The organism is Reinekea sp., assembly GCF_982785585.1.
Window position 1 is genome coordinate 18,950 of sequence record NZ_CEYAVF010000012.1, and the last position, 23,703, is coordinate 42,652.

The 23,703-nt window shown below is 55.0% G+C and carries 17 protein-coding genes; 10 read left to right on the plus strand and 7 right to left on the minus strand.

Features of this window, described 5'->3' with window-relative positions; all coding sequences use genetic code 11:
- Position 1: 1 nt before the first annotated feature.
- Entirely contained in the window at positions 2-688 is a 687-nt protein-coding gene (locus AC4FIC_RS06635) for a DUF799 domain-containing protein (RefSeq protein ID WP_476194916.1), read from the plus strand.
- Between the two features lie 29 nt (positions 689-717).
- Here AC4FIC_RS06635 and AC4FIC_RS06640 read toward each other — a convergent pair whose 3' ends face one another.
- Positions 718-1,752: a LacI family DNA-binding transcriptional regulator gene (locus AC4FIC_RS06640; protein WP_100256143.1), complete on the minus strand. Its 1,035-nt coding sequence runs from the start codon at positions 1,750-1,752 to the stop codon at positions 718-720.
- Positions 1,753-2,075: 323 nt separating this feature from the next.
- Between AC4FIC_RS06640 and AC4FIC_RS06645 the strand changes: the two genes are divergently transcribed.
- The 4 genes from AC4FIC_RS06645 to AC4FIC_RS06660 all read left to right on the plus strand — a co-directional run bounded on the left by AC4FIC_RS06645 (position 2,076) and on the right by AC4FIC_RS06660 (position 6,226).
- Positions 2,076-2,975 carry a sugar phosphate isomerase/epimerase family protein gene (locus tag AC4FIC_RS06645; protein WP_100256144.1) on the plus strand — a complete coding sequence of 300 codons (900 nt, stop codon included), beginning with the start codon at positions 2,076-2,078 and terminating at the stop codon, positions 2,973-2,975.
- A 110-nt stretch (positions 2,976-3,085) separates the two neighbouring features.
- On the plus strand, positions 3,086-4,258 hold the full coding sequence (locus AC4FIC_RS06650) for a Gfo/Idh/MocA family protein (protein WP_273286564.1): 1,173 nt from the start codon (positions 3,086-3,088) through the stop codon (positions 4,256-4,258).
- Between the two features lie 21 nt (positions 4,259-4,279).
- On the plus strand, positions 4,280-5,221 hold the full coding sequence (locus AC4FIC_RS06655; protein WP_273286562.1) for a sugar phosphate isomerase/epimerase family protein: 942 nt from the start codon (positions 4,280-4,282) through the stop codon (positions 5,219-5,221).
- Between the two features lie 87 nt (positions 5,222-5,308).
- Positions 5,309-6,226, plus strand: coding sequence for a TIM barrel protein (locus AC4FIC_RS06660; protein WP_273286561.1), 918 nt, complete (start codon positions 5,309-5,311; stop codon positions 6,224-6,226).
- 70 nt (positions 6,227-6,296) lie between these two features.
- Here AC4FIC_RS06660 and AC4FIC_RS06665 read toward each other — a convergent pair whose 3' ends face one another.
- Positions 6,297-6,506, minus strand: a complete 210-nt coding sequence (locus AC4FIC_RS06665) for a cold-shock protein (RefSeq protein WP_100256148.1) — start codon at positions 6,504-6,506, stop codon at positions 6,297-6,299.
- Between the two features lie 804 nt (positions 6,507-7,310).
- Here AC4FIC_RS06665 and AC4FIC_RS06670 point away from each other — a divergent pair.
- Positions 7,311-8,573: a TIGR03862 family flavoprotein gene (locus AC4FIC_RS06670; protein WP_100256149.1), complete on the plus strand. Its 1,263-nt coding sequence runs from the start codon at positions 7,311-7,313 to the stop codon at positions 8,571-8,573.
- 16 nt (positions 8,574-8,589) lie between these two features.
- On the opposite strand, the gene AC4FIC_RS06675 is transcribed toward AC4FIC_RS06670, so the two are convergent.
- Positions 8,590-9,072 carry a GNAT family N-acetyltransferase gene (locus AC4FIC_RS06675; protein ID WP_158524272.1) on the minus strand — a complete coding sequence of 161 codons (483 nt, stop codon included), beginning with the start codon at positions 9,070-9,072 and terminating at the stop codon, positions 8,590-8,592.
- A 648-nt stretch (positions 9,073-9,720) separates the two neighbouring features.
- On the opposite strand from AC4FIC_RS06675, the gene AC4FIC_RS06680 reads away from it, so the two are divergent.
- Positions 9,721-13,572, plus strand: a complete 3,852-nt coding sequence (locus AC4FIC_RS06680; RefSeq protein WP_273286558.1) for a S8 family serine peptidase — start codon at positions 9,721-9,723, stop codon at positions 13,570-13,572.
- 116 nt (positions 13,573-13,688) lie between these two features.
- On the opposite strand, the gene AC4FIC_RS06685 is transcribed toward AC4FIC_RS06680, so the two are convergent.
- Positions 13,689-15,185: an aldehyde dehydrogenase gene (locus AC4FIC_RS06685; RefSeq protein ID WP_287420563.1), complete on the minus strand. Its 1,497-nt coding sequence runs from the start codon at positions 15,183-15,185 to the stop codon at positions 13,689-13,691.
- A gap of 241 nt (positions 15,186-15,426) precedes the next feature.
- Between AC4FIC_RS06685 and aptA the strand changes: the two genes are divergently transcribed.
- From aptA to AC4FIC_RS06700, 3 genes are all read left to right on the plus strand, one after another.
- Positions 15,427-16,743, plus strand: a complete 1,317-nt coding sequence (gene aptA, locus AC4FIC_RS06690) for an omega-aminotransferase AptA (RefSeq protein WP_100256153.1) — start codon at positions 15,427-15,429, stop codon at positions 16,741-16,743.
- A 192-nt stretch (positions 16,744-16,935) separates the two neighbouring features.
- Entirely contained in the window at positions 16,936-18,222 is a 1,287-nt protein-coding gene (locus AC4FIC_RS06695; RefSeq protein ID WP_100256154.1) for an NAD(P)/FAD-dependent oxidoreductase, read from the plus strand.
- Between the two features lie 179 nt (positions 18,223-18,401).
- A complete protein-coding gene (locus AC4FIC_RS06700) occupies positions 18,402-20,006 on the plus strand; it encodes an ABC-F family ATPase (protein WP_100256155.1) in 1,605 nt (534 codons plus the stop codon).
- A gap of 79 nt (positions 20,007-20,085) precedes the next feature.
- Here the strand turns inward: AC4FIC_RS06700 and speB are convergent, their stop codons facing one another.
- From speB to AC4FIC_RS06715, 3 genes are all read right to left on the minus strand, one after another.
- A complete protein-coding gene (gene speB / locus AC4FIC_RS06705; RefSeq protein WP_100256156.1) occupies positions 20,086-21,066 on the minus strand; it encodes an agmatinase in 981 nt (326 codons plus the stop codon).
- Between the two features lie 259 nt (positions 21,067-21,325).
- On the minus strand, positions 21,326-22,678 hold the full coding sequence (locus tag AC4FIC_RS06710; RefSeq protein WP_100256157.1) for a glutamine synthetase family protein: 1,353 nt from the start codon (positions 22,676-22,678) through the stop codon (positions 21,326-21,328).
- Complete coding sequence (locus AC4FIC_RS06715) at positions 22,675-23,439, minus strand: gamma-glutamyl-gamma-aminobutyrate hydrolase family protein (RefSeq protein ID WP_100256158.1); 765 nt, start codon at positions 23,437-23,439, stop codon at positions 22,675-22,677. The genes AC4FIC_RS06710 and AC4FIC_RS06715 overlap by 4 nt, the downstream gene beginning before the upstream one ends.
- Positions 23,440-23,703: the final 264 nt, after the last annotated feature.

A 23,703-nucleotide genomic window follows, 5' to 3' on the forward strand; every position in this document is an offset into this window, starting at 1 on the left:
GATGGATTATCGTGCTATCGCAGTGGCCGTTGTCGTCGGCTTCAGCCTTCTTGTGAGTGGCTGCGCGGTGACTCAGGTGCAGGTCGATACCTTGGCCGACTTTCATCAGAGCCGGCCCAAATCGATACTCATTGTACCGGTGGTCAATAAATCCATTGATGTGATGGCCAGCACCTCGGTGTTAACGACCCTGCCGCGCCAATTGGCCGAAAAGGGCTATTACGTCTTTCCGGTGAACACCGTGAAGGCCCTGTTGGAATTTGAAGGGCTGACCGACCCGCAAGAGGTGCATAATATACCGCCGGCCGACTTGGCGGCCCTGTTCCACTCTGACGCCATGCTCTATGTCACGATTCACCGTTGGACCTCAAAATACGTGGTGTTGGCGACCAAGACCGAAGTCGATTTCGAATATCGATTGGTTGCGGCCGACGGCACGCTGTTGTGGGCCGAACGGGAGAATCTGAGTTACAGCCCGCGGAGTGACCGTAGCGGCAACCCACTCACCGATTTGCTGGTGATGGCTCTGGAGTCCGCGGTAGAGCGGGCCGCACCAAACTATTTGCCGTTAACCCGTGAAGCCAATACCAATGTCTTCTGGAATATGCATCGACCCTTTCCGCCGGGGCCCTATGCCCCTAATTACGTGACCTACTATCAGATGGTAGCGCCGGCAAAGCTGGATTAGGTGAGCGAGAGGACCGCACGGCACGGCCGTCAGATATTCATCGGTGTCAAGATCTCAAATGGAATGGTCTTGTAGAGCGGCGCATCCAGATTTCCGTTACCGATCACTTCAATCATGGTGTCAATCAGTAGCTCGGAGGTGGCGTCTACCGGGTGGCACAAGGATGCGGTGATCAGCTCCTCGCCCAGTCCTCGCCGGGTTTCCGGTCCGGTATCCCGGCAAATGAGCAGTATTTTCTTGCGCCGTTCCTCAGGCACTTCGCGCAGCGCGCGCAGTACGCCCGAGATACCCCCGCCGACAATAAGAATGCCCACCAATTCACTGCTGTTGGCCAGTTGATCGCGCACCATGCGATAGGCCTGGTCCGGCACTTCGTGGGTCGGACGACTTTCTTGCACTATCAGGTGCGGCGCGTGTTCGCGGACATAGGAGCGGAAACTGGCATCGGCTATATCCTGGCATTGGTAGCGATGATTGCCGATCAATACCGCAATGCTGCCTTCGCGGTGTGCCATGCGCGTCATCAGATACCCGGCCGTGCGGCCCAACATCCAATTATCGGTGCCGACATAGGCCGCCCGGTCCGTTGAGGACTGATCGGTGATATAGGTGACCACCGGTTTCCCCATGGCTTTGAGTTCACGAATGGCATTGCCGACCAGCGGATGATCGGCGGCGATCAGTGCGACAGCATCGCATTCCCGGCCCAGAGCAATCAGGCGGCGGGCGATATTTTCCGGCGTCAATTGATCAACAAAATCGATCAGCGGGTTCACAATGTCCGTTTGCCGCTGATGGCAGGCTTGAATTATTTTCGCATTAAGCAGCTGATATAGGGGCCGATGGGACTGTTGCAGCAGGAAGCCCAGTCGATAAGTCGGGGTCGCTTCGGTCAAACGGTATGCGATGGCGCCCAGACCATAATAGCCGATGCGCTCTGCGGCGCTCTGAACCTTCTGCATGGTGCTGTTCCGCACCTGGGCCTTGCCACCGAGAATGCGGTTGACCGTTGAAACGGAGACGCCAGCCTCTGCGGCGACATCGGCGATGGTCGCTCTTTCCATAGGCCCCTCCAGAGGGATGCAATGTCATCATGAATGACACAAAATGACACAATCATGTCTTTATGGCAATGGCTTTGTTCCATACGTTTTATCCTTAGTTAAGCTGTGGCGGAACGAAAATAATCCTGCGCAGAGACCGGGTGGCCAGACCAAGTGATGAACCTCATAACCCTGAGAAGCCTAACGCCGCCGTTTTTGAACGCCGCCGGCGTCCTGCCAGATGCGTGTCTAACCTCGGCCGCACAGGCCGTTGAGATTGTTATCGTCGATTACACAAACGACTGAAACCCTTAAAAATAACCCCTTGTATTTGGAGGCCGCAAATGAAAATTGCCCTTGATCCCTTTATGCACCGACACCTGAGCCTCGAACAGTTGCCATCGAAAGTCGCCGAACTGGGTTATGACTGGATGGAGCTGAGCCCGCGCGGCGATTTTTTGGAATGGTTTAAGGCCCCGAGGGTCTTTCCGGACCGGCTGCGGTCCTTTAAAAAGGCCTTGTCCTCGGCCAATGTCGGCGTTGCTTCACTGCTGCCGATGTACCGCTGGGCATCCAATGATGAGGTCGAGCGCAGTGCCGCAGTGCGGCATTGGAAGCGCGCGATCGAGATCGCCGTGGAACTGGGCGTGGACACCTTGAATTCGGAATTCGGTCGCGGTCCGCACCCGGATAAGGGCAGCTGTTACAGCTGCCACACCGGATCGTTGATGGAAACCTGTGAAGATGCTTGGTGGCGTTCGATGGAAGAGCTGGTGCCGGTGCTGGAGCGCGAGGGCATTAACCTGCACATCGAACCGCACCCGGAAGACTGGGTCGAAACTCTGCAGCCCTCGGTTGATCTGATTCGCACCGTCAACTCGGCCAATGTGAAGTTCCTTTACTGCACGCCGCATACCTTTTATTTCGGCGATGACACCGTTGCCATGCTGCGCGAGTGTGCCGATGTGTTGGCCCATGTGCACATTGCCGATACCTTTAACCATAAGGCCAGTTCCGGTTTGCGTTACATCATCAATCCGCCCGGTTCAACGGCACGGGTGCACCAGCATCTGAACATGGGTCAGGGCGAGGTGCCTTGGGACGACTTCTATCGCACGCTGGCCGAAATCGGCTTCGACGGCATTATGACCGCCTGCGTCTTTGCCTGGGAAGAAAAGGCCGATCAAAGCGGCCGTTTTATGCGCAGCGAAATGCAGCGTTACATCGATAAGTACGCCCAGTAGGTAGCCGTGAATAGGGTGCCTTCGGGCACGGCCTGAGCCATGCCTGCTAATGTCAGGTTCGTCCGGGTGAGACAGATTTGTCAAATAAATTATTTTTTGGAGCACAGATTATGATTAACGGCGAAAAAACAACGGGCCAAGCCCTGCGTTGGGGCATGGTCGGAGGCGGTCGGACCGGGCAGGTGGGTTATAAACATCGCACCGGCGCCCAGCGCGATGGCACCTATCAGTTGCTGGCGGGCGCCTTTGATCTGGATGCGGAACAGGGGCGTGATTTTGGCCGCAACCTTGGCGTGGCAGAGGAGCGCTGTTATGCGACCTACCAGGAGCTGATTGCATCCGAATCGCAACGCGCGGATGGCGTGGAGGTAGTCTCGGTAGCAACCCCGAATTTCAGCCATTATGAAATCACCCGGGCATTGCTGCAGGCCGGCATTCATGTGGTCTGCGAAAAGCCCCTGTTTTTTACCGTGGCCGAATGCGTGGAGATTAAAAAGTTGGCCGAGGAGAAAGGCCTGATCGTCGGCGTGACCTATGGCTTCACCGGTCATCCGCTGGTGCATCAGATGGCCGCTATGGTGGCCAAAGGCATGTTGGGTGATATCCGGTTGATCGATCTGCAATACACCCATGGCTTCAATGCCGGGGACGATAGCGATGCTTCCGAGGCCGTGAAATGGCGCACCAATCCAAAAACCTCCGGTCCGACCTTCGTCTTGGGCGATATTGGCACCCATCTGTATTACCTCAGCGAAGTGGTCTTGCCGGAACTCAAGATTGAAAAGCTGCTCTGCGACCGGAAGTCCTTTATTGCCAGTCGAGAACCGTTGGAAGATCACGCCACGGTGCTGATGCATTACCACAACGGTGCCCGCGGACGCCTATGGGTCACGTCGGTCAATGCCGGCAACATGGGCTCGCAGCGCTATCGGTTTGTGGGCTCGAAGGCGTCAGTGGAATGGTCCGATGCCCACCCCGATCAATTGTCTTATGAGATCCAGGGTGAACCCATTCGCATCTTGCATCACGGCATGCCCTACCTAGAAGCGGAAAGCCTCGCCCTCGATCGCATGGGTGCTTTGCACACCGAAGGCCTGGGTGACAGCTGGGCTAATATTTATCTGTGGATTGCCCAGGCCATTCGAGCGCAGCAACGCGCTGATCAGGTCTTTTTGGCTGGGCATCACTATCCCGGTATCGACGCTGGAACCGAAGGGGTGCGTTGGTTGGAGAATTGCGTGCGCTCGGCCGATGCCGACGCCAGCTGGGTTGAATATACATAAGACTAACTTGGGAACACCACTATGAGATTATCAATTTGTACCGATGCGATGTCCGATTTGTCCTTTACCGATATGCTCGATAAATGCGTCAAGTTGGGTGTTGAAGGACTGGAAATGACTGGCGGAGGTTGGTCGCGCGCGCCGCACTTTCGCGCCGATGAACTGCTCAAAGACAAGGGTCTGTTAAATCGTAAGCTGAAGGAAATTGCGGCGCGCGGCTTGGAAATTGCGGCGCTGAACTGTTCTGCTAATGCGCTTGACCCCGGCCTAATGGGTCAACGTCATCGGCTCGAAATGGAACAAACCATTCGCCTGGCGGGTGACATTGGGGTGAAAAAAATTGTCACCATGTCCGGCCTGCCGGAGGCCGCGCCCGGCGACTCGGTGCCCAACTGGCTGGTTTACACCAAAAGCTGGCCGGACGAGATGCCCGAGCGGGACCGCTATCAATGGCAAGATCGAGCCTTTCCACTCTGGCATGAACTGGTCAAACTCGCGACCGAGGTGGGCGTGGAAAAATTCGCCCTGGAAAACTTCTCGGCCATGCTGGTCTGGAATCCAGAAACCCTGTTCAGGTTGCGCAACGAGGTGGGTCCGATGGTGGGTATGAACCTGGATCCGAGCCATCTGTTCTGGATGGGTGCGGACCCGATTGCCGGGGCCCGAGCCTTGGGTGATGCCATCCACCATGTGCACGGCAAGGATACCCGGATTGAGCGGGGTATGGCCGATGTCAATGGCTTGCTGGAGTTGCGCGACGTCACCGACGTGGCCAATCGAGCCTGGAATTATGTCGCTGTCGGGGCTGGACATGATCTGCAGTGGTGGAAGGAGTTTTTCTCTGTGGTCGGGATGCAGGGCTACAACGATTGGGTCTCGCTAGAAATGGAAGATTTCACAATGTCGACCAATGCCGGCATCCAGTCGTCTATCGACGCTTTGCAGGCGAGCATCCTCAGGTAACACTGTTGCCCGGCACAGCCGAAAGCCTGTGCCGGACTATTTATGTTTAAGGCTTGAAGTACCATGAAGCAATCACCAAGCAGCCCCATGACACTGACCTGTGCCCCCTGTTGCTGGGGCGTCGATGATGTCAACAATCCGCATCTGCCGGCCTGGCGTCAAGTCTTGACCGAGGCAGCGCAAGCCGGTTTTGGCGGATTGGAATTGGGACCCTATGGTTATATGCCCCGGGACGTCGATTTGCTCACCGCAGAGCTTCGGCACAGCGGTCTGTTTATTGTCGCGGGGACAATCTTCGATGATTTGGTCAGTCTCGGCAATCGACAGAATTTGCTCGAGCAAACGGATGCGATTTGCGCGCTCATCCGTCAATTGCCCACGCCGCCGGCCAGCCCGGGTCAGCGTTACGGCGGACCTTATTTGACCGTAATGGATTGGGGGCATGATGAACGTGACTTTAATGCCGGCCATAGCGCCCGAGCGCCGCGCTTAGCGCCGGAGCAGTGGCATAACATGGTCAGTAATATTCGCGCCATCGCTGCCTTGGCGCAAGACAAATACGCAATCCGCACCGTTATACATCCACATGCGGGTGGTTACATCGAATTTGCCGATGAGTTGCACCGCATTGTCAGTGATATCGACAATGACACGGCGGGATTGTGCCTGGACACCGGCCATCTGATGTACGCCGGGATGGATCCGGTTGCGACCTTGCAACGCTATTGGTCTCGGGTCGATTACATCCACTTCAAGGACATCAATCAGACTATTTTTCAACAGGTCCTGGGCAAATCTATACGTTTTTTCGATGCCTGCGCTGAAGGGGTGATGTGTCCAATCGGGCAAGGCAATATTGACTATCCGGCGATTCACACCTTGCTGCGGGAAAAGGCTTATGCGGGCTTTATCACCATTGAACAGGAGCGCGATCCGCGTAACACGGCCTCGGTGCTGGACGATCTCACTTGGTCAAAAAACTACCTGGCCAAGATAGGCTTTTAGTTAGCCCACAACAAAAAGGGCAAAGCCGTTGGCTTTACCCTTAGATTAATCGCGACCCTTAGGTCAACAATTAGATAGCAGTGATGTTTTCTGCTTGTGGGCCTTTCTGGCCTTGAGTTACTACGAACTCAACTTTCTGGCCTTCAGCCAAAGTCTTGAAACCTGAACCTTCAATAGCGCTGAAGTGTGCGAAAACGTCTGGGCCATTTTCTTGCTCGATGAAACCAAAACCTTTAGTTTCGTTGAACCATTTAACTGTGCCAGTAGTTTTGTTAGACATGATATGTGTATCCTGAAAAATATATTATTTGCGCCTGTAAAGGCTTCGATAGCTGAAAAATCGACTGGAACTTAAAAACTTCAGGACGATGACTTACAAAAGCAACGTATTGGAGCAGTTAAAATTTAGACTTTCTTTCTTGCTGAGCGGAATTATAGGCATTCTAGAACCGGTGTCAATGGCAGCTGCGGAATATATTGCCATTAGTTCGCTCCGGCCCACTTTTTTAACGAGTTTTTGACCTTTTGGGCAGCATAAGACAGATCACTGCTGGCCTTAGCCGGGTCGCGTTTAACACGCCGTTAAACCTCGAAGATTAAATAATTGGCTTATTTTTCAATGGCTTAGATGTTACTTATCGAGGCGACCGGGTAGCCGTCGGCAGGGCCCTGATGCGACTGAGACCCTGCCGATGGCCAGAAATCAATGCTGGTTCGGTTGGCGATGCGCAAGAAAATATTTTTTCCGTGCTGCTTTTAAGCAGCCCAGAGCAGTAATATCACCGATGCCAGCGCACCAGGATGCCGATCCAGCTCATAGGTTGTTACCCCTAGTCGAACTCGGCGATAGTAGAGGTCAGCAGAAAATTGCGCCAATGAATAATCCGACCCCAGTAAAGTCCCAACTTTTATCGATATCGTCCTGAGACAGCTCGCCGAGCCAATGCTATTGTGTGTGCCGAGCCGGATTGTCCGGCCAACCCGACCCCCGGAAGTACTCTATGCTCCTGTCGCTCCGTCCTTATTTGTCGCCATTCCGGTTGATGTTTGCTCTGTGGGCCTCGGTCCACATAAGACACTTAGCATGAGCGTGGCCCAGTCTGCAGTCCAGGCCATCGTTATAGGCGCCGGTCCGGCGGGTTTGATGGCCGCCGAACAATTGGTCCAGGCTGGCATGTCGGTGGCCGTTTACGATGCGATGCCCTCGGTCGGCCGCAAGTTATTGCGGGCGGGCATCGGTGGGCTGAATCTTACCCATGCTGAAAATAAAGCCGATTTCATAAGTCGTTTCGGCCAGCAGACCGAAAAGGTCGAGGCTTGGTTGCAGGAATTCGACGCCGACGCGCTGCGTTCTTGGGCCGCCGACCTGGGCATAGAGACCTTTGTCGGCAGTTCTGGCCGAGTTTTCCCAACCGCTAAGAAGGCTGCACCGCTATTGCGTGCCTGGCTGCATCGACTGCGTGTTGGCGGGGCACAATTTCATGTGCGCCACCGCTGGACCGGCTGGGATGATCAGGGCCGACTGCTGTTTAGCCACGCGGATGGCCCATTAGCGGTCACGGCGCCGGTGATTATTTACGCCTTTGGTGGCGGCAGTTGGGCGCGCCTTGGCTCAGATGGCCAATGGCGCAGTCAGTTTACCCAACGGGGCATCCAATGTGCGCCGTTCCGGCCCAGTAACGGCGGCTTCCGTTACGACTGGAGCGACGGCTTTCGCGCCGATCAAGCGGGCCAGCCGTTGAAGTCGGTGGCCCTATCGGTCACCTCGGTCGAGGGCATCGGTTGGCGCAAAAAGGGCGATGCGGTTATTGCCGGGGAAGGTCTGGAGGGCAGTCTTATCTATGCGGCGTCCGCAGCCATCCGTGACCAGATTGAGCAGCAGGGCAGTTGTACTGTTTACTGGGATTTGTTTCCCGACCAGAGCGCGGCGCATTTGGCCCAGGTGCTCAGTCGTCGCCGAGCGGGTGACTCGCTGAGCAATGTTTTGCGTCGGCAACTCAAACTGACGGGTGTAAAGCTAGCGCTATTGAAAGAGCTCAGCAGCAAAGAGCAAATGGGCCGAATAGATGAGCTGCCGAGACTACTCAAGGCACTCCCGCATCATTTAACCGCCTGTCGAGATATCGATGAGGCAATCAGTACCGCCGGCGGGGTTGAGTTCGCTGAACTCACTGAAGGTCTGATGTTGCGTCAGCTGCCGGGTCAGTTTTGCGTCGGTGAGATGCTTGATTGGGAAGCACCCACCGGCGGCTACCTGCTAACCGCCTGTTATGCCAGCGGGGTAGTCGCCGGCCGTGCTGCGCGCGACTATTTACGTCAACAGTCGCTGCCCTCAATTATCCCCTAACCCGCGGTCACCCAGCTCAGAGTGTCTTCGCCATGTTGAGGCCTGTAATATTGAATCCGACGGCTTGATACAAAGCCAAGGCCCGGGTGTTTTCGAAGGCTACTCTCAGCTTAAGTTGCGTCACGCCTTGGTGCTTTAATTTCCGTTCTAAGGCGTCAATAGCCGCTCGACCCAAACCTTTATTGCGCAGCTCCGAGAAGATAACGAAGTCATTAATAAATACGGTATGAGTTTTTTCAGTGTCGGTGAGCCAAAAATATCCGATCTGCTGTGCAGATCTATTCTGTTTGGTGTCGCCATCGATCTCGATGCTGAGTAAGTGATGGCCCGGCTGGGCCTTGCCGGCCGGAAAACTCTCTGCTAACGCGGTTTCGGCTTGCACCAATGCCTGAGCCAATGGCACTCTAAAGTTAAGCGAAATTTCTTGGCCATAGTCGGCAATAAAGTAACGTCGATAGTCGTCAAACTGCGCGGCGTTTAGCGGCTGAAACTTGATCATTATGCGCATATCCACCCTGGTCTATTTACACTCATTAGCCTTTAGGATTTTGTCGCCCATTCGTCGCAGCGACCAACCCGTAGCACTGGCAAGAAACATTTTCCTCGAAACAAACGGCACAAGAATCCTGACCGCTCTAAGCCATGAGTATTGGTTGCTCTTGCGCCGATGTTACGAATCAATTTGATAAAGATTCTAACCGAAATAACCTAGGTCGTTTGATATTTTCACTCCAAGCGAGCCAAGGTGGTTTACTTATTCCCAGGGGGTACTCGGTGGAATTGTAGCCGGGCGGGAACTGACGGTTGCCGCAAAGGTCACGTGCGAGTTCTGATGACAAGCACGCCCCAAAAATTCGATGATAATCCTCGCGCCTATGCGCTTATTGGCCTGCCAAAGGATTGGCTGTGCAATATGAATCCTTTACAGGGATTCCTGTGGCCTATCGAACGGAGGTTGGTTACATACTATTTTTTTGCCTTACCAATTTGTCATATCAGTTCTAGGCCGCAGCCTTATAATAGTAACTTGCTGAAATTTAGAGGGATGTTGCATTAGGGAATCCTCTAAAGAGAGTCGTTCATTAGCTCAATTTATTTATAGGTCTACCGAATAGAGTGGCCTATAAAAAGGAGGAAGGAGGTTATTATGTTAGTTAATAAATTATCTTTAGGGCATTTTCTTTTATCGGTTTTTGGTTTGCTTGCATCGGTCTCAATCGGCGCACAAACCACCATTGTGTCAGACCAGGGGGCGCTGACAAGCGACAATCTGGTCGCGCTGGATATCGCCGCACCCGATCGCTCGGCACAGTGGGAGGCTAACCAACTTATAGTAAAATTCAAGGGTAGCGCTCCTTTCGCCGCGGCAGCCAACCGCGCCGGTCCGGTCAGCCCAGCGTCCAGCCCATCCGTCGCGGGCGAACTGTTGGCCCAACATCAAGCCCGAGTGCTGGACCAATTTAAGCTGAATTCGATCGACTCTGCGTTGCCCGACGGACTGCCGGTTGCCGTACGACTGGCCGCCTCGTCAATCGAAGAGCGAGTGTATTTATTGGAGGTCGACAGCGCCGATGTGAATCCTTTAGCTCAAGCGCTTCAAGCCAGCGGCGAGGTTGAATACGCTGAACCCAATTATCTCTACTATGTGACCATGACCCCCAATGACCCCCTTTACGATAACGGTAATAATCCAGCTTTATGGGGTTTAAACGCCATTCATGCCAATCAGGCTTGGGACCAAACCAGTGGTGCTGGCGCCATTGTGGCGGTGATCGATACGGGTTTGTATCTGGATCATCCCGACATTCGCGACAATGTTTGGCTCAATGTTGATGAAATCGCCAACAATGGTATTGATGACGATCGCAACGGTAAGGTCGATGACACCCACGGTTGGGATTTTGCCAACTCAGACAATTCGCCCAGCGATGGTTATGGTCATGGCACTCATGTGTCCGGCACCATTGCGGCAACCGGTAACAACGGCGTCGGTATTATCGGGGTCGCCCATGGCGCCAAAATCATGCCGTTAAAAGCGCTGCGTGACGATGGTGGCGGCTCGGCCTTCAATATTGCCCTAGCGATCAATTATGCAGCCGATAATCGAGCCGATGTTATCAATATGAGTCTTGCTGGCCAGGGGTTTTCCAGTACGCTCGAGCAGGCGGTCACACGCGCTCTGGTTATGGATGTGGTAGTGATTGCCGCCGCTGGCAACAACATGATCAACTCACAGTATCTCTACCCGGCTAATATACCCGGTCTGATCAGTGTGGGCTCGGTGGCCAATGTGACCGGCGCCTTGCCGACCCTATCCACCTTTTCGAACACTGGTCCCGACATCGATTTGGTGGCGCCGGGCAGTAATATCTTGTCATTAAAAAATGATGGTGGATATAAAACCTCGAGCGGAACCTCCATGGCGGCACCCCACGTCGCCGGACTCGCCGCGCTGATTCGCGCGAAATATCCTGATCTAACACCGGCTCAAGTACGCGCATTATTGGTCAGCACCACCACCGACCTGACCAGTAGCGGCGGCCTGCCGGGTTGGGACGATATATACGGTCACGGACTGATTAACGCGCAGGCAGCCCTGCAGGCCAGCCCAGAGCGTATCACCGCAGCCCCCTTTATCTTCAGCCCCGCTATTAATCTGCCGGCCGGGGAGAGCATTCAATTGAATGGTCCGGTGGTTATACAGGGCTCAACGGTCGGCGTAATGGGCTCACATATCGGTCATTATGAAATAGCCGTGGCTAAAAAAGAGAGCGAAGCGCTGCAATTCGAGACCATCTTTACGGCCGAAGACAGCGTAATACGGGGCAATTTAGGCACTTGGGACACCACGGCCTTCAGTAACGGCACCTATCTAGTGCGCCTGCGCGTCGTCGATCAGGCCGGTCTGCAGGCCGATGTATATCAGCGCGTGTATCTGGACAATACCCTCGCCAGTGGTTGGCCCGCTCTGGTGTCGGGCTGGTTAGGTCATCCGGCGGGCAGCACCGAGGGTAGAGTTCCAGCCCGAACACCGGCGCTGATCGATCTCGATGGCAATGGCGATTTAGAGATACTGACCGTTCAAAACGACCGAGGATGGCACCGAAATGTCTTTGCTTGGCACCACGACGGATCGCGCTTCGGATCCTATGCATTTGCCAGCCCGGAGGTCACTGAAATAGTCACGCCGATCACCCTAGCCGATGTCGATGGGGATACTCAGGACGACATAATCTTTGGCGCGCGTCAGGTGTCAGTCGGCGGTATGGATTCGATTTTTGCCTATAACCTAGAGGGGCAATTGTTACCCGGCTTCCCGGCGGGCTGGTCGGGTGATCGCTATCCGAACCTGACCACGGTAACTACCCTTTATGATCGCGTCGTCGCGGCCGACCTTAATGGCGATGGTAAGAGCGAGTTGATTGTGCAGAAGCTTGACTGGAACAATGGTGGTGCGACCCATTACACCTGGAAGGTAATGGTGATCGGTCCAGACGGCGCCATCACTCAGGGTTGGCCGAAAGAGGTGTTCTTTGCCAACCTTTCGCAATTGTATGCCAATGCGGGCGGAACCGGAGCCCTGCGCCAACTGGTGGTTGCCGACTGGAATTATGATGGCCTGCTCGATGTCATCGCAATTTGGCCCAATATAGACAGCGGTGTGCATGCCCGGGTGTTCAGTGCCAATGGTGTTGAATTAGGCCGAATCAACTTTGCGACTTCGGTACTGAACGATGTGCGGTCGCCGATTGTCGTCGATTTGGATCAGGATGGTGAAGTTGAGTATCTTGTCCATGTTGGCAATAATCTCTACGCCTACAGTATGGGTGGTGCAATCAAGTCGGGTTGGCCGGTCGCCATTGACTCCTCCACCTCGCCCTATGGCGGTGACTTCGGGATCCGGGCTACCGACTTGATTGTTTCCGACATCGACAACAGCGGTGACTTGGAATTGATCCTATCCTCTTCCGAAGAAACCATGATACTAAACAGCGATGGCTCGCTGCGTCAGCCGATCTTTATTCTAAAGCGCAATGGCGGCTTGGACTTTACGGCCCGCACCACCGATATGGATTCCATCGACGGTCAGGGCTTGTTCTATGGCGGCATGAACGCCGAGAATTCCTTGCAAGCTCGGTCGCTGGATGGCAACTTGCTGGAGAACTGGCCCAAACAGGTTGTGCCCATCTCCGGTGGCGTGGCGATCGGCGATCTGGACCAAGACGGTCAGGCCGAAGCCGTTGCGCACTCAATGGATGGCTTTCTCTATGTCTGGCATCTTGACTCCCATAGCGCCAGCGCGCAAGCCTCCCAAAGCTGGCCGGTGTTGAACGGCAATGCCGCGCAAACCCGTGCCATCTACTCGGATTCGGTCAACTTGCCCGGCTGTGTCGCGCAATTTAACGGTTTAAATGTGCGCGGCAGTTTTAATGATTGGGGTAATACGGCCATGATATGGAACCCGAACAGCTGTGTTTGGCAGGCCAACGTGACGGCCGTTGCTGGCGCCAACTTGCGCTTTAAGTTCGACCGCTTCGGTGACTGGAGCGAGAACTATGGCGACACCAACGGCGACCGAATTGCCGAGCTGGGCGGCGGCGACATTCCGCTCGATGCCGGCGCGGGCAGCTACACCATTCGCCTCGATGACCAAAGCCTGGCCTACAGCCTGGAATCGGTTGAGTCGATGCCCAACTCAGCAGCCCTGTCATTGCGTTGCGATAACGGTTACACCGACTTTGGCACCAGCGTCTATATCGCCGGTAATCATCCGGCCTTGGGGAACTGGACGATCAAGAGCGAGCTAAAACTGGTGCCGGCCAACTACCCAAGCTGGAGCGCGACGGTAGAAAATCTGCCGGCGGGAACCGACTTCGAATGGAAGTGCGTTAAGGCCGATGAGCAGAGCCTGGCCGTGGTGCAATGGCAAGTCGGTGGCAACAATACCGCGACGACCGGCAGCGATGGCAGCGTGACCGAGACCAACGGGTCCTTTTAGCAGGCAATAGCGACCTGGGTGACATTGAAAAAAGCGCCATTCGGCGCTTTTTTTTATGCCGGATCGGCGTTTCGGATCACCTTAGCTTAACCACCTTTGGCGCTGCAGACCCGCGCTTACAGCTTGATCCAGGTGGCCTTTAGTTCGCTGTACTTATCGAAAGCATGGAGTGACTTATCCCGGCCATTGCCGCTCTGCTTATAGCCGCCGAAGGGTGCGGTCATATCACCACCATCGTATTGGTTGACCCAAACCGACCCGGCGCGCAAACCACGGGCAAAGCGATGGGCTCGGCCCAAGTTGCCGGTCCAGACGCTGGCCGCTAGGCCATAGATGGAATCATTAGCGATGCGCAGGGCCTCGGCTTCATCATGGAAACGGATCACGGCCAAGACCGGACCAAAAATTTCTTCTTGGGCAATTACCATACCGTTGGTGACGTCTTCGAAGACCGTTGGTTGCACAAACAGGCCGCCGCCGACTGGGCTTACTTGCTGGCCGCCCATCGTCAAACGAGCACCTTGCTTGCTGCCTTGTGCAATATACCGCATGACTCGCGCCAGTTGCGGTTGATCAACGATGGCGCCGACATTGGTAGATGGATCGAGCGGGTTGCCCGGTTGCCAGCCCGTAACGGCGGCACGTACCTTGGCCATAAAGGCATCGGCAATGCTCGCCTCGACCAGTAATCTCGAACCGGCGGTGCAGACTTCGCCGGCGTTGTAGCAGATCGCGGCGGCTGCGGCGATGGCTGCGGCATCGAGATCCGGCGCATCGGCAAAAACCACATTGGCTGACTTGCCACCGGCCTCAGTCCAGACCCGCTTAAGGTTGGATTCGCCAGCGTATATCATCAGTTGTTTGGCAATGGCGGTGGAGCCGGTAAACACCAACGTATCGACGTCCATATGCAGCGCCAAGGCCTTGCCGGCGGTATGGCCGTAACCGGGTAGGACGTTAAAGACGCCATCGGGAATGCCGGCTTGCTGAGCCAGGGCCGCGAGCCGAAGCGCGGTCAGGGGTGATTTTTCCGAGGGTTTCAGAATAAAGCTGTTGCCCATGGCCAGGGCCGGGGAGAATTTCCAAGCTGCCATGATCATGGGGAAGTTCCACGGCACGATTGCGGCGACGACACCGACAGCTTCTCGGGTGACCATGCCTACCTCACCGGGACCGGTGGGTGCAATTTCGTCATAAATCTTATCGACCGCTTCGGCGGTCCAACGCAGCGCGCGCACCGTGCCATTGATGTCGACGGTGCGGGAATCACCGATAGGCTTGCCCATGTCGAGCGTTTCGAGCAGAGCCAGTTCGTCGGCGTTAGCATCGATCAGGTCGGCGAACCGTAACAGGATTGTTTTTCGCGCGGCCGGTGCCAAGCCCGACCAGACGCCAGACTCAAAGGCAGCCCGTGCTGCGGCAACGGCTAAATCGGCATCAGCCTCTGTGCAAGAGGCCACCTGGCAAAGGATGCGTTGATCGATCGGTGAGACGCAGGCAAAGGTGCCCCCGTCGACGGCATCGACATACTGGCCATTAATAAAGGCGCGACCTTCCGCCACCAAGTTGTTGGCTGAAGCTTGCCAAAATTCGAGATTCTGGACATTTGCCATAAACGGGTGCTCCAATATTCGCAACGATTGAGTAGGCTGCAACATACTGCAAAAGGGTCATTAAATTCAATACAGTGCAGACAATAAAGTTTGCTCTTCGCAGCTGCTGGCATGGTTGATCGGGGATTGAGAGTCTGTCAGAGATATTTTACATAAAGGCCGACTTTTGGCTTGATGTTTTTTATTATTGACATAAAATCGGCCATATCTGTTCAATATATTAAACACTAAGGTTGTCCTTATGTCCCAGTCTCCCCGGTCCAGTCTCGATGCTTTTTGGATGCCCTTTAGCGCTAATCGTCAATTTAAAAGCAAGCCACGTATGATGGTCTCGGCCAAGGGCATGTATTACCAGTCCGATGATGGCCGACAGATTCTTGATGGTACGGCTGGCCTCTGGTGCAGCAACGCCGGGCACGGCCGCAGCGAGATCTCTGCCGCAGTGAGTCGACAGATTGACCAGCTCGACTTCGCACCCACCTTTCAGATGGGTCATCCGCTCGCCTTTGAGTTGGCCAATCGGCTGGTGGATATGAGTCCACCCGGGCTGGACCATGTGTTTTTTACCAATTCAGGCTCCGAAGCGGTCGATACGGCGCTGAAAATCGCCTTGGCCTATCACAAGGCAAAAGGGGACAGCGGTCGTACGCGCTTGATCGGACGAGAAAAGGGTTATCACGGCACCGGTTTTGGTGGTATCTCGGTCGGCGGACTAGTGAATAATAGACGTTCGTTCGGGCCCCTGTTGGCCGGTGTCGATCACCTTAAACACGCCTGGACCGCCGGCAGTGAATTCACTCAGGGTTTGCCCTTGCACGGTGCCGACCTAGCGGATGAATTAGAGGGTATGATCGCCTTACATGGCGGCGAAACGATCGCGGCGGTGATCGTCGAACCGATCGTCGGTTCCGGTGGGGTCTGGATGCCGCCGGTCGGCTATTTAGAGCGTCTGCGCGCGATCACCCAGCAGCACGGTATCGTGTTGATCTTTGACGAAGTGATTACCGGTTATGGCCGAATCGGCGATGCCTTTGCGGCAACCCGCTTTGGCGTTACCCCCGATATTATTACCTCAGCCAAGGGCTTAACCAACGGTGCCATCCCGATGGGTGCGGTCTTTGTTGCCGACTTTATGCACCAGGCCTTTATGCAGGGTCCGGAACAGATCATCGAACTGTTTCATGGCTATACCTATTCCGGTCACCCGGTCGCTGCGGCGGCGGGTCTAGCAACCCTCGATATCTACGCAGCAGAGGGTCTGTTTAATAAGGCCTATGAACTGGGCGATTATTTCCAGGCCCAGCTGCACAGTTTGGCCGAGTTTGATGTGTTGAAGGATATCCGCAACTTCGGCCTGGTGGGTGCGCTTGAATTTAAGCCCGGCGCGCAGTTCGGCGCGCGCGGTTACCAGGTATTTGAGCACTGCTTTTGGCAGGGCAATGCCTTGGTGCGCTGCACCGGCGATACCATTGCGGTGTCTCCGCCACTGATCCTCTCTAAGGAGCATATCGATGAGCTTATTGGTGCCTTACGCGCGGCCGTTAAAACGCTCTATTAAACCAGACTGGCGCAAGCTGGATGCTGTTATGCCTGCGTCGCAACGGCCTTATGGGTTAGGTGCAGAAAGATATATAGAATGTCTTTAGCCTGGCCGATGCTAAGATACCCGCCGATATTTATCACGGCCCAGCCGATCTAGGCCATGGGCCGTTCCAGCACATAACAGTCTATGTCACGACGAGGCCTAACGATGACCCAACGCACGCCCCATACCGGTTCCTATTACGCGGCTACCCGAAACGATACGCAGGAACGAGCGATTCTCAGTGACTCGATCGACGCGGATGTGTGTATCGTCGGTGCGGGCTTTACCGGTATCTCCAGTGCCCTGCATCTGGCAGAGGCCGGTTACAAGGTAGTCGTGCTAGAAGCGGCGCGCATCGGTTTCGGTGCCAGCGGGCGCAATGGTGGTCAGCTGGTCAACAGCTACAGCCGCGACCTCGACGTGATCGAAAAAAATTATGGTCCAGAATTGGCCCAAATGCTTGGCGCCATGGCCTTCGAAGGCGGTCGCATTATTCGTGAACGAATAAGCCAATACGATATTCAATGTGACTTTAAGCCGGGCGGTATCTATGCCGCCTTGAATCCCAAGCAGATGCACGCGCTGCAAGACCAAAAGGCGCTCTGGGAACGTCACGGACACAGCGGATTGACCTTGCTCGACCGGGCCGCAATCCGCGCCGAAATCGCTTCCGATGCCTATGTTGGCGGACTATTCGACCCGACCGGTGGCCATGTTCAACCGCTCAACCTGCTCTTGGGTGAGGTGGCCGCATTTGAAGGGCTGGGCGGGCAAGTCTTTGAGGACTCCAAGGTCATCGAGATCGAGCGCAGTACTCGGCCCGTGGTGAAAACCGCCCAGGGTCAGGTCACGGCCAACTATGTTTTGTTGGCTGGTAATGCCTACATGGATCAACTGGTGCCCGAATTGGCCGCCAAATCGATGCCCTGCGGTACGCAGATCGTCGCGACTGAGGTGCTCGATCCAGACGTCGCCCGATCCCTGCTGCCCAACCAATACTGTGTCGAAGACTGTAACTACAAGCTCGACTATTATCGGGTGACCGGTGACAACCGTCTGTTGTACGGCGGTGGCGTGACTTACGGCGGCGGCGACCCGGCCTCGATCGAAACCTTTATGCGCCGTCAGATGGAAACAACCTTCCCCCAGTTAAAAGGCGTTAAGTTTGATTACGCCTGGGGTGGCGACTTCCTCTTGACCATGAGTCGGCTGCCGCAGTTTGGCCGTCTGACCGACACCATCCTCTATGCGCAAGGCTACAGCGGTCACGGTGTGACGACGACGCACCTGGCCGGTCGATTGGTGTGCGAGGCGATCCAGGGGCATCCGCAACGCTTCGATGCCTTCGCCAAATTGAAACATTTTCCGTTCCCCGGGGGTCGCTTGCTGCGCACGCCCTATACTGCGCTCGGCGCGCTCTATTATGGCTTGCGCGATAAGTTCGGCCTCTAGGCTTAGGCTCTTTTTCGCGAGACGTTCTATCAGGCCTATCCAGCCTAGCCTAAGGTGGATTTTTGTCTATTTTATAACCAACCCCTATCGACATTGGGCGCACCTTTCTTTATAGTCGCCGCCCCTTGCGTCGGCTTAAGCCGACGCGGCCCAATTTGCCTCTTCCCAGGATAAATTCAGTGATATCTACCGCAAACATCACCATGCAGTTCGGCGCCGAGCCACTTTTTGAAAACATTTCCGCCAAATTTGGACACGGTCATCGGTATGGCTTAATTGGAGCGAACGGTTGCGGTAAGTCTACCTTTATGAAAATCCTCAGCGGCGAGCTGACGCCGACCTCGGGTAATGTGTCGATCACCCCAGGCGATCGCATCGGTAATTTGAGCCAGGATCAGTTTGCTTTCGAAGAGTACTCGGTTGTCGATGCGGTTATCATGGGCGACGTCGGCCTGTGGAAAGTGAAGCAGGCGCGCGATCGAATTTACGCCAAGCCCGATATGACCGAGGCCGATGGTATGGCTGTGGCCGAATTGGAAATTGAATTTGCCGAAATGGATGGCTACACCGCCGAGAGCCGTGCCGGCGAAATTCTGTTGCAGGCCGGTATCGATGAGTCGTTCCACTTTGGTTTGATGAAGCAGGTAGCACCGGGTTGGAAGCTCCGGGTGTTATTGGCTCAGGCCCTGTTTGCCAATCCGGATATCCTGTTGCTCGACGAACCGACCAACAACTTGGACATCCATACTATTAACTGGTTGGCCGATGTCCTCAATCAGCGCAAATGCACCATGATCATTATTTCGCACGATCGACACTTTTTGAACTCGGTCTGTACCCATATGGCCGATATCGATTATGGCGAATTGCGCGTCTATCCGGGTAACTACGAAGCCTACACCGCGGCATCGTCGCTGATTCAAGAGCAGCTGTTAACCGAAAATGCTAAGAAAAGCGCTGAGATCGACGAGTTACAAAGCTTTGTCAATCGCTTCTCGGCGAACGCCTCCAAGGCCAAACAGGCCAGTTCGCGCGCCAAGAAGATGGACAAGATCAAGCTCGACGAGGTGAAATCCTCCAGCCGTGCGACGCCGAGCATCAGCCTGAAGCAAGACAAGAAGCTCTATCGTCAGGCGCTGGTGCTGGAAGACTTGAGTCATGGCTTCGACCAGTCATCGCTGTTTGACAACGGCAACCTTATTTTGGAAGCCGGCGCTAAGCTGGCGGTGATCGGCGAAAACGGCGCCGGTAAGACGACCTTCTTGCGTTGCCTGATCGGCGATCTGCAGGCCAACGGCGGCGTGGTCAAATGGGCCGAAAACGCCACCATCGGTTATTGCCCGCAGGACAGCACCGAAGACTTCAACTGTGACCTAACCCTGTTTGACTGGATGTCGCAATGGCGTACGCCCAAGCACGATGATCTGATGATTCGCGGCATGCTCGGTCGTCTGCTGTTTACCGCCGATGACTTCAATAAAAAAGCCAAGGTCTGCTCCGGTGGTGAGAAAAACCGTCTGCTCTTTGGTAAATTGATGATGATGGACATCAACGTCCTGATCATGGATGAGCCAACCAACCACTTGGACATCGAAGCTATTGAAGCGCTCAACGTTGCCTTGAAGGAATTCGATGGCACCCTGATCTTCGTCAGCCATGACCGCGCGTTCGTCTCCTCTTTGGCGACTCGAGTGATTGAAATAACCGATCGGGAAGTGATTAACTTCCAGGGCACCTATGATGAATACTTGGCCAGCCAAGAAGCCAAACGGCGTGTTGCTTAACAGGGCACCGGAGCCCTAAAAGTTGGTCAAAAAAAAGGGCCCCGAGGGGCCCTTTTTTAATGGCTGACGATTGTGCGCGTCAATCGGCCGGGGCTTCCGGCTTCTTGAGGACATCGGCCAAGAGGCAGATCATATTGGTCGCCATGGTCGCCGCAGCCAGGGCGGTGATCTCGGCATGATCATAGGGCGGGGCCACCTCGACCACATCACAGCCAATCAGATTCAGGCCGGTGAGACCATGCAACAGTCGGATGCCGGTGATCGTGTCGAAGCCACCACAGACTGGCGTGCCGGTGCCGGGCGCACAGCTGGGGTCGAGAAAATCGACGTCGAAGGTTATGTAACAGGGCCGATCCCCGACCGTCTGTTTGATAATCGCTAAAGCCTTGTCGACGCCCTGTTCGTGCAGCCAAAGCGCATCCAGAACGGTGTAACCGAGGTTGGAATCATTGATCGTGCGCATGCCCAGTTGCACGGAACTGTGCGGGTCGACTATGCCTTCTTTGGCGGCGTGGTAGAACATGGTGCCGTGATCGATGCGCCCCTTGCGGTCCGGCCAGGTATCGCTGTGGGCATCGAAATGAATCAAGGAGATGGGACCATGCTTGTCCGCCAGCGCTTTTAAGATCGGGTAGGTGATGAAATGGTCACCGCCGATCGACAGCGGCGTAACCCCAGCCGCAATGATCGGCTGATACCATTGTGCGATCTGGTCGACCACCGTATGGGGCGAGCCGGGGTCGAACACACAGTCACCAAAGTCGATTACATTTAAGGTATTGAACGGGTCGGCGGTCCAGGGCCAAGGCCGGGCCCAGCTCAGCTGGGTCGAGGCTGCCCGCACCGCCCGAGGCCCGAGCCGGGCACCGGGTCGGTTCGAGGTGGCCAGGTCATAGGGCACGCCGATCACCGCGACATCGACATCGGTTAGGTCACGGGTGTACCGCCGGCGCAAAAAGCTGGTAGCGCCGGCATACATGGCTTCAATTTCTGTGCCGTAGGGCGACTGGCGGGTGAAGGCGAGGTCGCCGCTGGAGTATTGGTCGAAAGTATCCGTCATCGTTAAAATCCGAAAAAGGCAAAGTGGTTCGTACGCTGTGAAGAGCGGAACCGATGCCTAAGCATAACTGGCGAATCGGTGCCCCGTCTTCAATTATTTTGCGCTAATTGCAGGCTGAGGTGTGCGCCCAGGCAGTAGCGTTGCTTTCACCAGCTGCGACCTGCCGGCGAGCACCTAAGAGCAGATGCTTGCCGATGATCAAATTGATCGATGTGGATTGTTTAAAGGGGGCTGAGAGTCAGCCTCAGCTCCGTTTGGATTAGACCGTAGCGAGCAAGTACTGCCGTTCCCAAGAGCTGATCACGCGTTTGAAACCCTCGTATTCGGCCCATCGGGTGGCCACAAAACCGTCGACAAACTTCGTACCTAGGGCGTCGCGGATAACCTCTGAAGAGGCCATCTCATCGAGTGCGGCCTCCAGGTTCCAAGGCACGGTCTCATCGGCTTCACCGCCCATGCGGTACTGGACGGGCTTACGGGGTTTGAGATCTTGCGTCATACCCAGATACCCGCATAGCAGATTTCCGGCCAGGGTCAGGTAAGGGTTGGTGTCGGCACCGGGCAACCGGTTTTCAACGCGCCGCGCCGCAGGGCTCGCCTTGGGCACACGCAAGCCGACAGTGCGGTTGTCTTCACCCCATTCGATATTGACCGGTGCATTGCCATTGGCGCCAGGCAAATACCGACGATAGCTGTTCACGTTGGGGGCGAAAATCGGCATCATCTGCGGAATATAGGTTTGCAGGCCGCCAATGTAGTTATAAAACAGATTCGACGCTGAGCCATCCTTATTAGAAAACAGATTGGCGCCGGATTTCGCATCGGTCAACGATTGGTGAATATGCATTGAACTGCCCGGTTCACCGGAAATTGGCTTGGCCATAAAGGTCGCGCCGATGCCGTGTTTCAGCGCGGCTTCGCGCACCGTGCGTTTGAAAATAAACACTTGGTCGGCCAGCCTGAGCGCCTCGCCATGGCGGAAGTTGAACTCCAACTGAGCCGCCCCCTCTTCGTGAATCAGGGTGTCGATGTCCAAATGCATGTCTTCACACCAATCATAGATATCCTCAATGATTGGATCGAATTCATTGGCCGCATCGATGCTGAAGCTTTGCCGACCGCTTTCCTGACGACCGGATCGACCGATCGGTGGCTCCAGGGGAATATCCGGATCGGTGCAGCGCTTGGTGAGATAAAACTCAACCTCGGGCGCAACGATGGCCAACCAGCCTTTGTCTTCATAGAGTTTCAATACATTTTTCAGAACGGCACGCGACGACAGCGGCATCAGGTTGCCCATGCTGTCGTAACAGTCGTGAATAATTTGGGCAGACGGCTCTTGGGCCCAGGGTACGGTAAAGGCGGCCTTCTCATCGGGCCGTAATTCCATATCGATATCTTGCGGATCGAGCAGCCGATAGTAGATTTCGTTATCGGGATAATCCCCAGTGGTGGTTTGCATCAGCACACTTTCGGGCAAGCGAATGCCTTTTTCGGCAATAAACTTATCGGTCGGCATGATTTTACCGCGTGCAATGCCGGTCTGGTCGGGTGTGATGCATTCTATTTCAGTGATCTTATTGGTTTCTAACCACTTGGTAAGCTCTTTCATCTGTTTTCGATTGACTGACGCGTACGACACGCTTCGCCAAAGGCCTCGAATAGTTGTTTTTGAGTGGGGTTTTCCGTGACTTGCCATTCTGGATGCCATTGTACAGCAAAACCAAATGACATGGCTTCGATCCGCACGGCCTCGACGAGGCCGTCTGGTGCCGTGGCTTCTGCGACTAGCCCATCTGCCAGCCGATTAATACCCTGGGAATGCACCGAGTTAATCTGCATCGTTTCACAGCCATAGATGTCTTTCAGCCGACCTTGGCTACTCAGTTGTACTGAATGGCGCGGCGCAAACTGCTGCTCGAGCGTATCTGCCTTGTTTTCACGATGGTCGGCTTTGCCAGCAACCTCTTGCACCGCCTGGTGTAACGAACCGCCGAGGGCCACATTGATGTCCTGCAAGCCTCGGCACACTCCTAAAAGCGGGATATTGTTGCGCATCACCGCGCGCACAATTTGAAAGGCGCTGTCATCGCGCGCGGCGTCATAGTCGTAGGGCTTGTCGATCTTGCTTTCCTGATAGTGTGCCGGATCGATCATCGAATAGGCGCCGGTTAGAAAGATGCCATCGAGCCGGGCCAGCCACTGATCGATGGCTTGGTCGTCGAGTACCGCGGGAATGATGACCGGGATAACGTTGGCGGCGAGCGTTAAGGCTCGTAAGTACTTATCGCCGGCGGTATGGAATAGGTGGGGCCCGATTTGTTGTACGTCGGAAATTACCCCGACCAGCGGTTTGAGCTGTTCACTAGTCATCAAGTTCACTCTTATTTTCGATATTCCCAGTCTACACGAGCATAAAATATTTTAAACACTGCTCAGGATATATTTGGAGCGTCAGAAGGTCTCGATTGAAGGGCGTTGGAAGGCCTTCATTACGGGCTTTGCAACCTATTGGTCGGCGCGGTCTGGCGAATAAAAAAGCCACCGAATAGATTTGAATTGGCTCGAGAAACCGGCTACATTGTGTTCAATATATCAACCACTCGCCCTTAATACCCTGCTCTTGATTGACGTGCC

Coding starts and splice junctions, on each gene's coding strand:
- AC4FIC_RS06645 (WP_100256144.1), top strand. CDS start 2,076: ATGAAAATTGCCCTTGATCCCTTTATGCACCGACACCTGAGCCTCGAA.
- AC4FIC_RS06665 (WP_100256148.1), bottom strand. CDS start 6,506: ATGTCTAACAAAACTACTGGCACAGTTAAATGGTTCAACGAAACTAAA.
- AC4FIC_RS06650 (WP_273286564.1), top strand. CDS start 3,086: ATGATTAACGGCGAAAAAACAACGGGCCAAGCCCTGCGTTGGGGCATG.
- AC4FIC_RS06670 (WP_100256149.1), top strand. CDS start 7,311: ATGAGCGTGGCCCAGTCTGCAGTCCAGGCCATCGTTATAGGCGCCGGT.
- AC4FIC_RS06710 (WP_100256157.1), bottom strand. CDS start 22,678: ATGAAAGAGCTTACCAAGTGGTTAGAAACCAATAAGATCACTGAAATA.
- AC4FIC_RS06640 (WP_100256143.1), bottom strand. CDS start 1,752: ATGGAAAGAGCGACCATCGCCGATGTCGCCGCAGAGGCTGGCGTCTCC.
- AC4FIC_RS06675 (WP_158524272.1), bottom strand. CDS start 9,072: ATGATCAAGTTTCAGCCGCTAAACGCCGCGCAGTTTGACGACTATCGA.
- aptA (WP_100256153.1), top strand. CDS start 15,427: ATGTCCCAGTCTCCCCGGTCCAGTCTCGATGCTTTTTGGATGCCCTTT.
- AC4FIC_RS06680 (WP_273286558.1), top strand. CDS start 9,721: ATGTTAGTTAATAAATTATCTTTAGGGCATTTTCTTTTATCGGTTTTT.
- AC4FIC_RS06660 (WP_273286561.1), top strand. CDS start 5,309: ATGACACTGACCTGTGCCCCCTGTTGCTGGGGCGTCGATGATGTCAAC.
- speB (WP_100256156.1), bottom strand. CDS start 21,066: ATGACGGATACTTTCGACCAATACTCCAGCGGCGACCTCGCCTTCACC.
- AC4FIC_RS06715 (WP_100256158.1), bottom strand. CDS start 23,439: ATGACTAGTGAACAGCTCAAACCGCTGGTCGGGGTAATTTCCGACGTA.
- AC4FIC_RS06685 (WP_287420563.1), bottom strand. CDS start 15,185: ATGGCAAATGTCCAGAATCTCGAATTTTGGCAAGCTTCAGCCAACAAC.
- AC4FIC_RS06635 (WP_476194916.1), top strand. CDS start 2: ATGGATTATCGTGCTATCGCAGTGGCCGTTGTCGTCGGCTTCAGCCTT.
- AC4FIC_RS06655 (WP_273286562.1), top strand. CDS start 4,280: ATGAGATTATCAATTTGTACCGATGCGATGTCCGATTTGTCCTTTACC.
- AC4FIC_RS06695 (WP_100256154.1), top strand. CDS start 16,936: ATGACCCAACGCACGCCCCATACCGGTTCCTATTACGCGGCTACCCGA.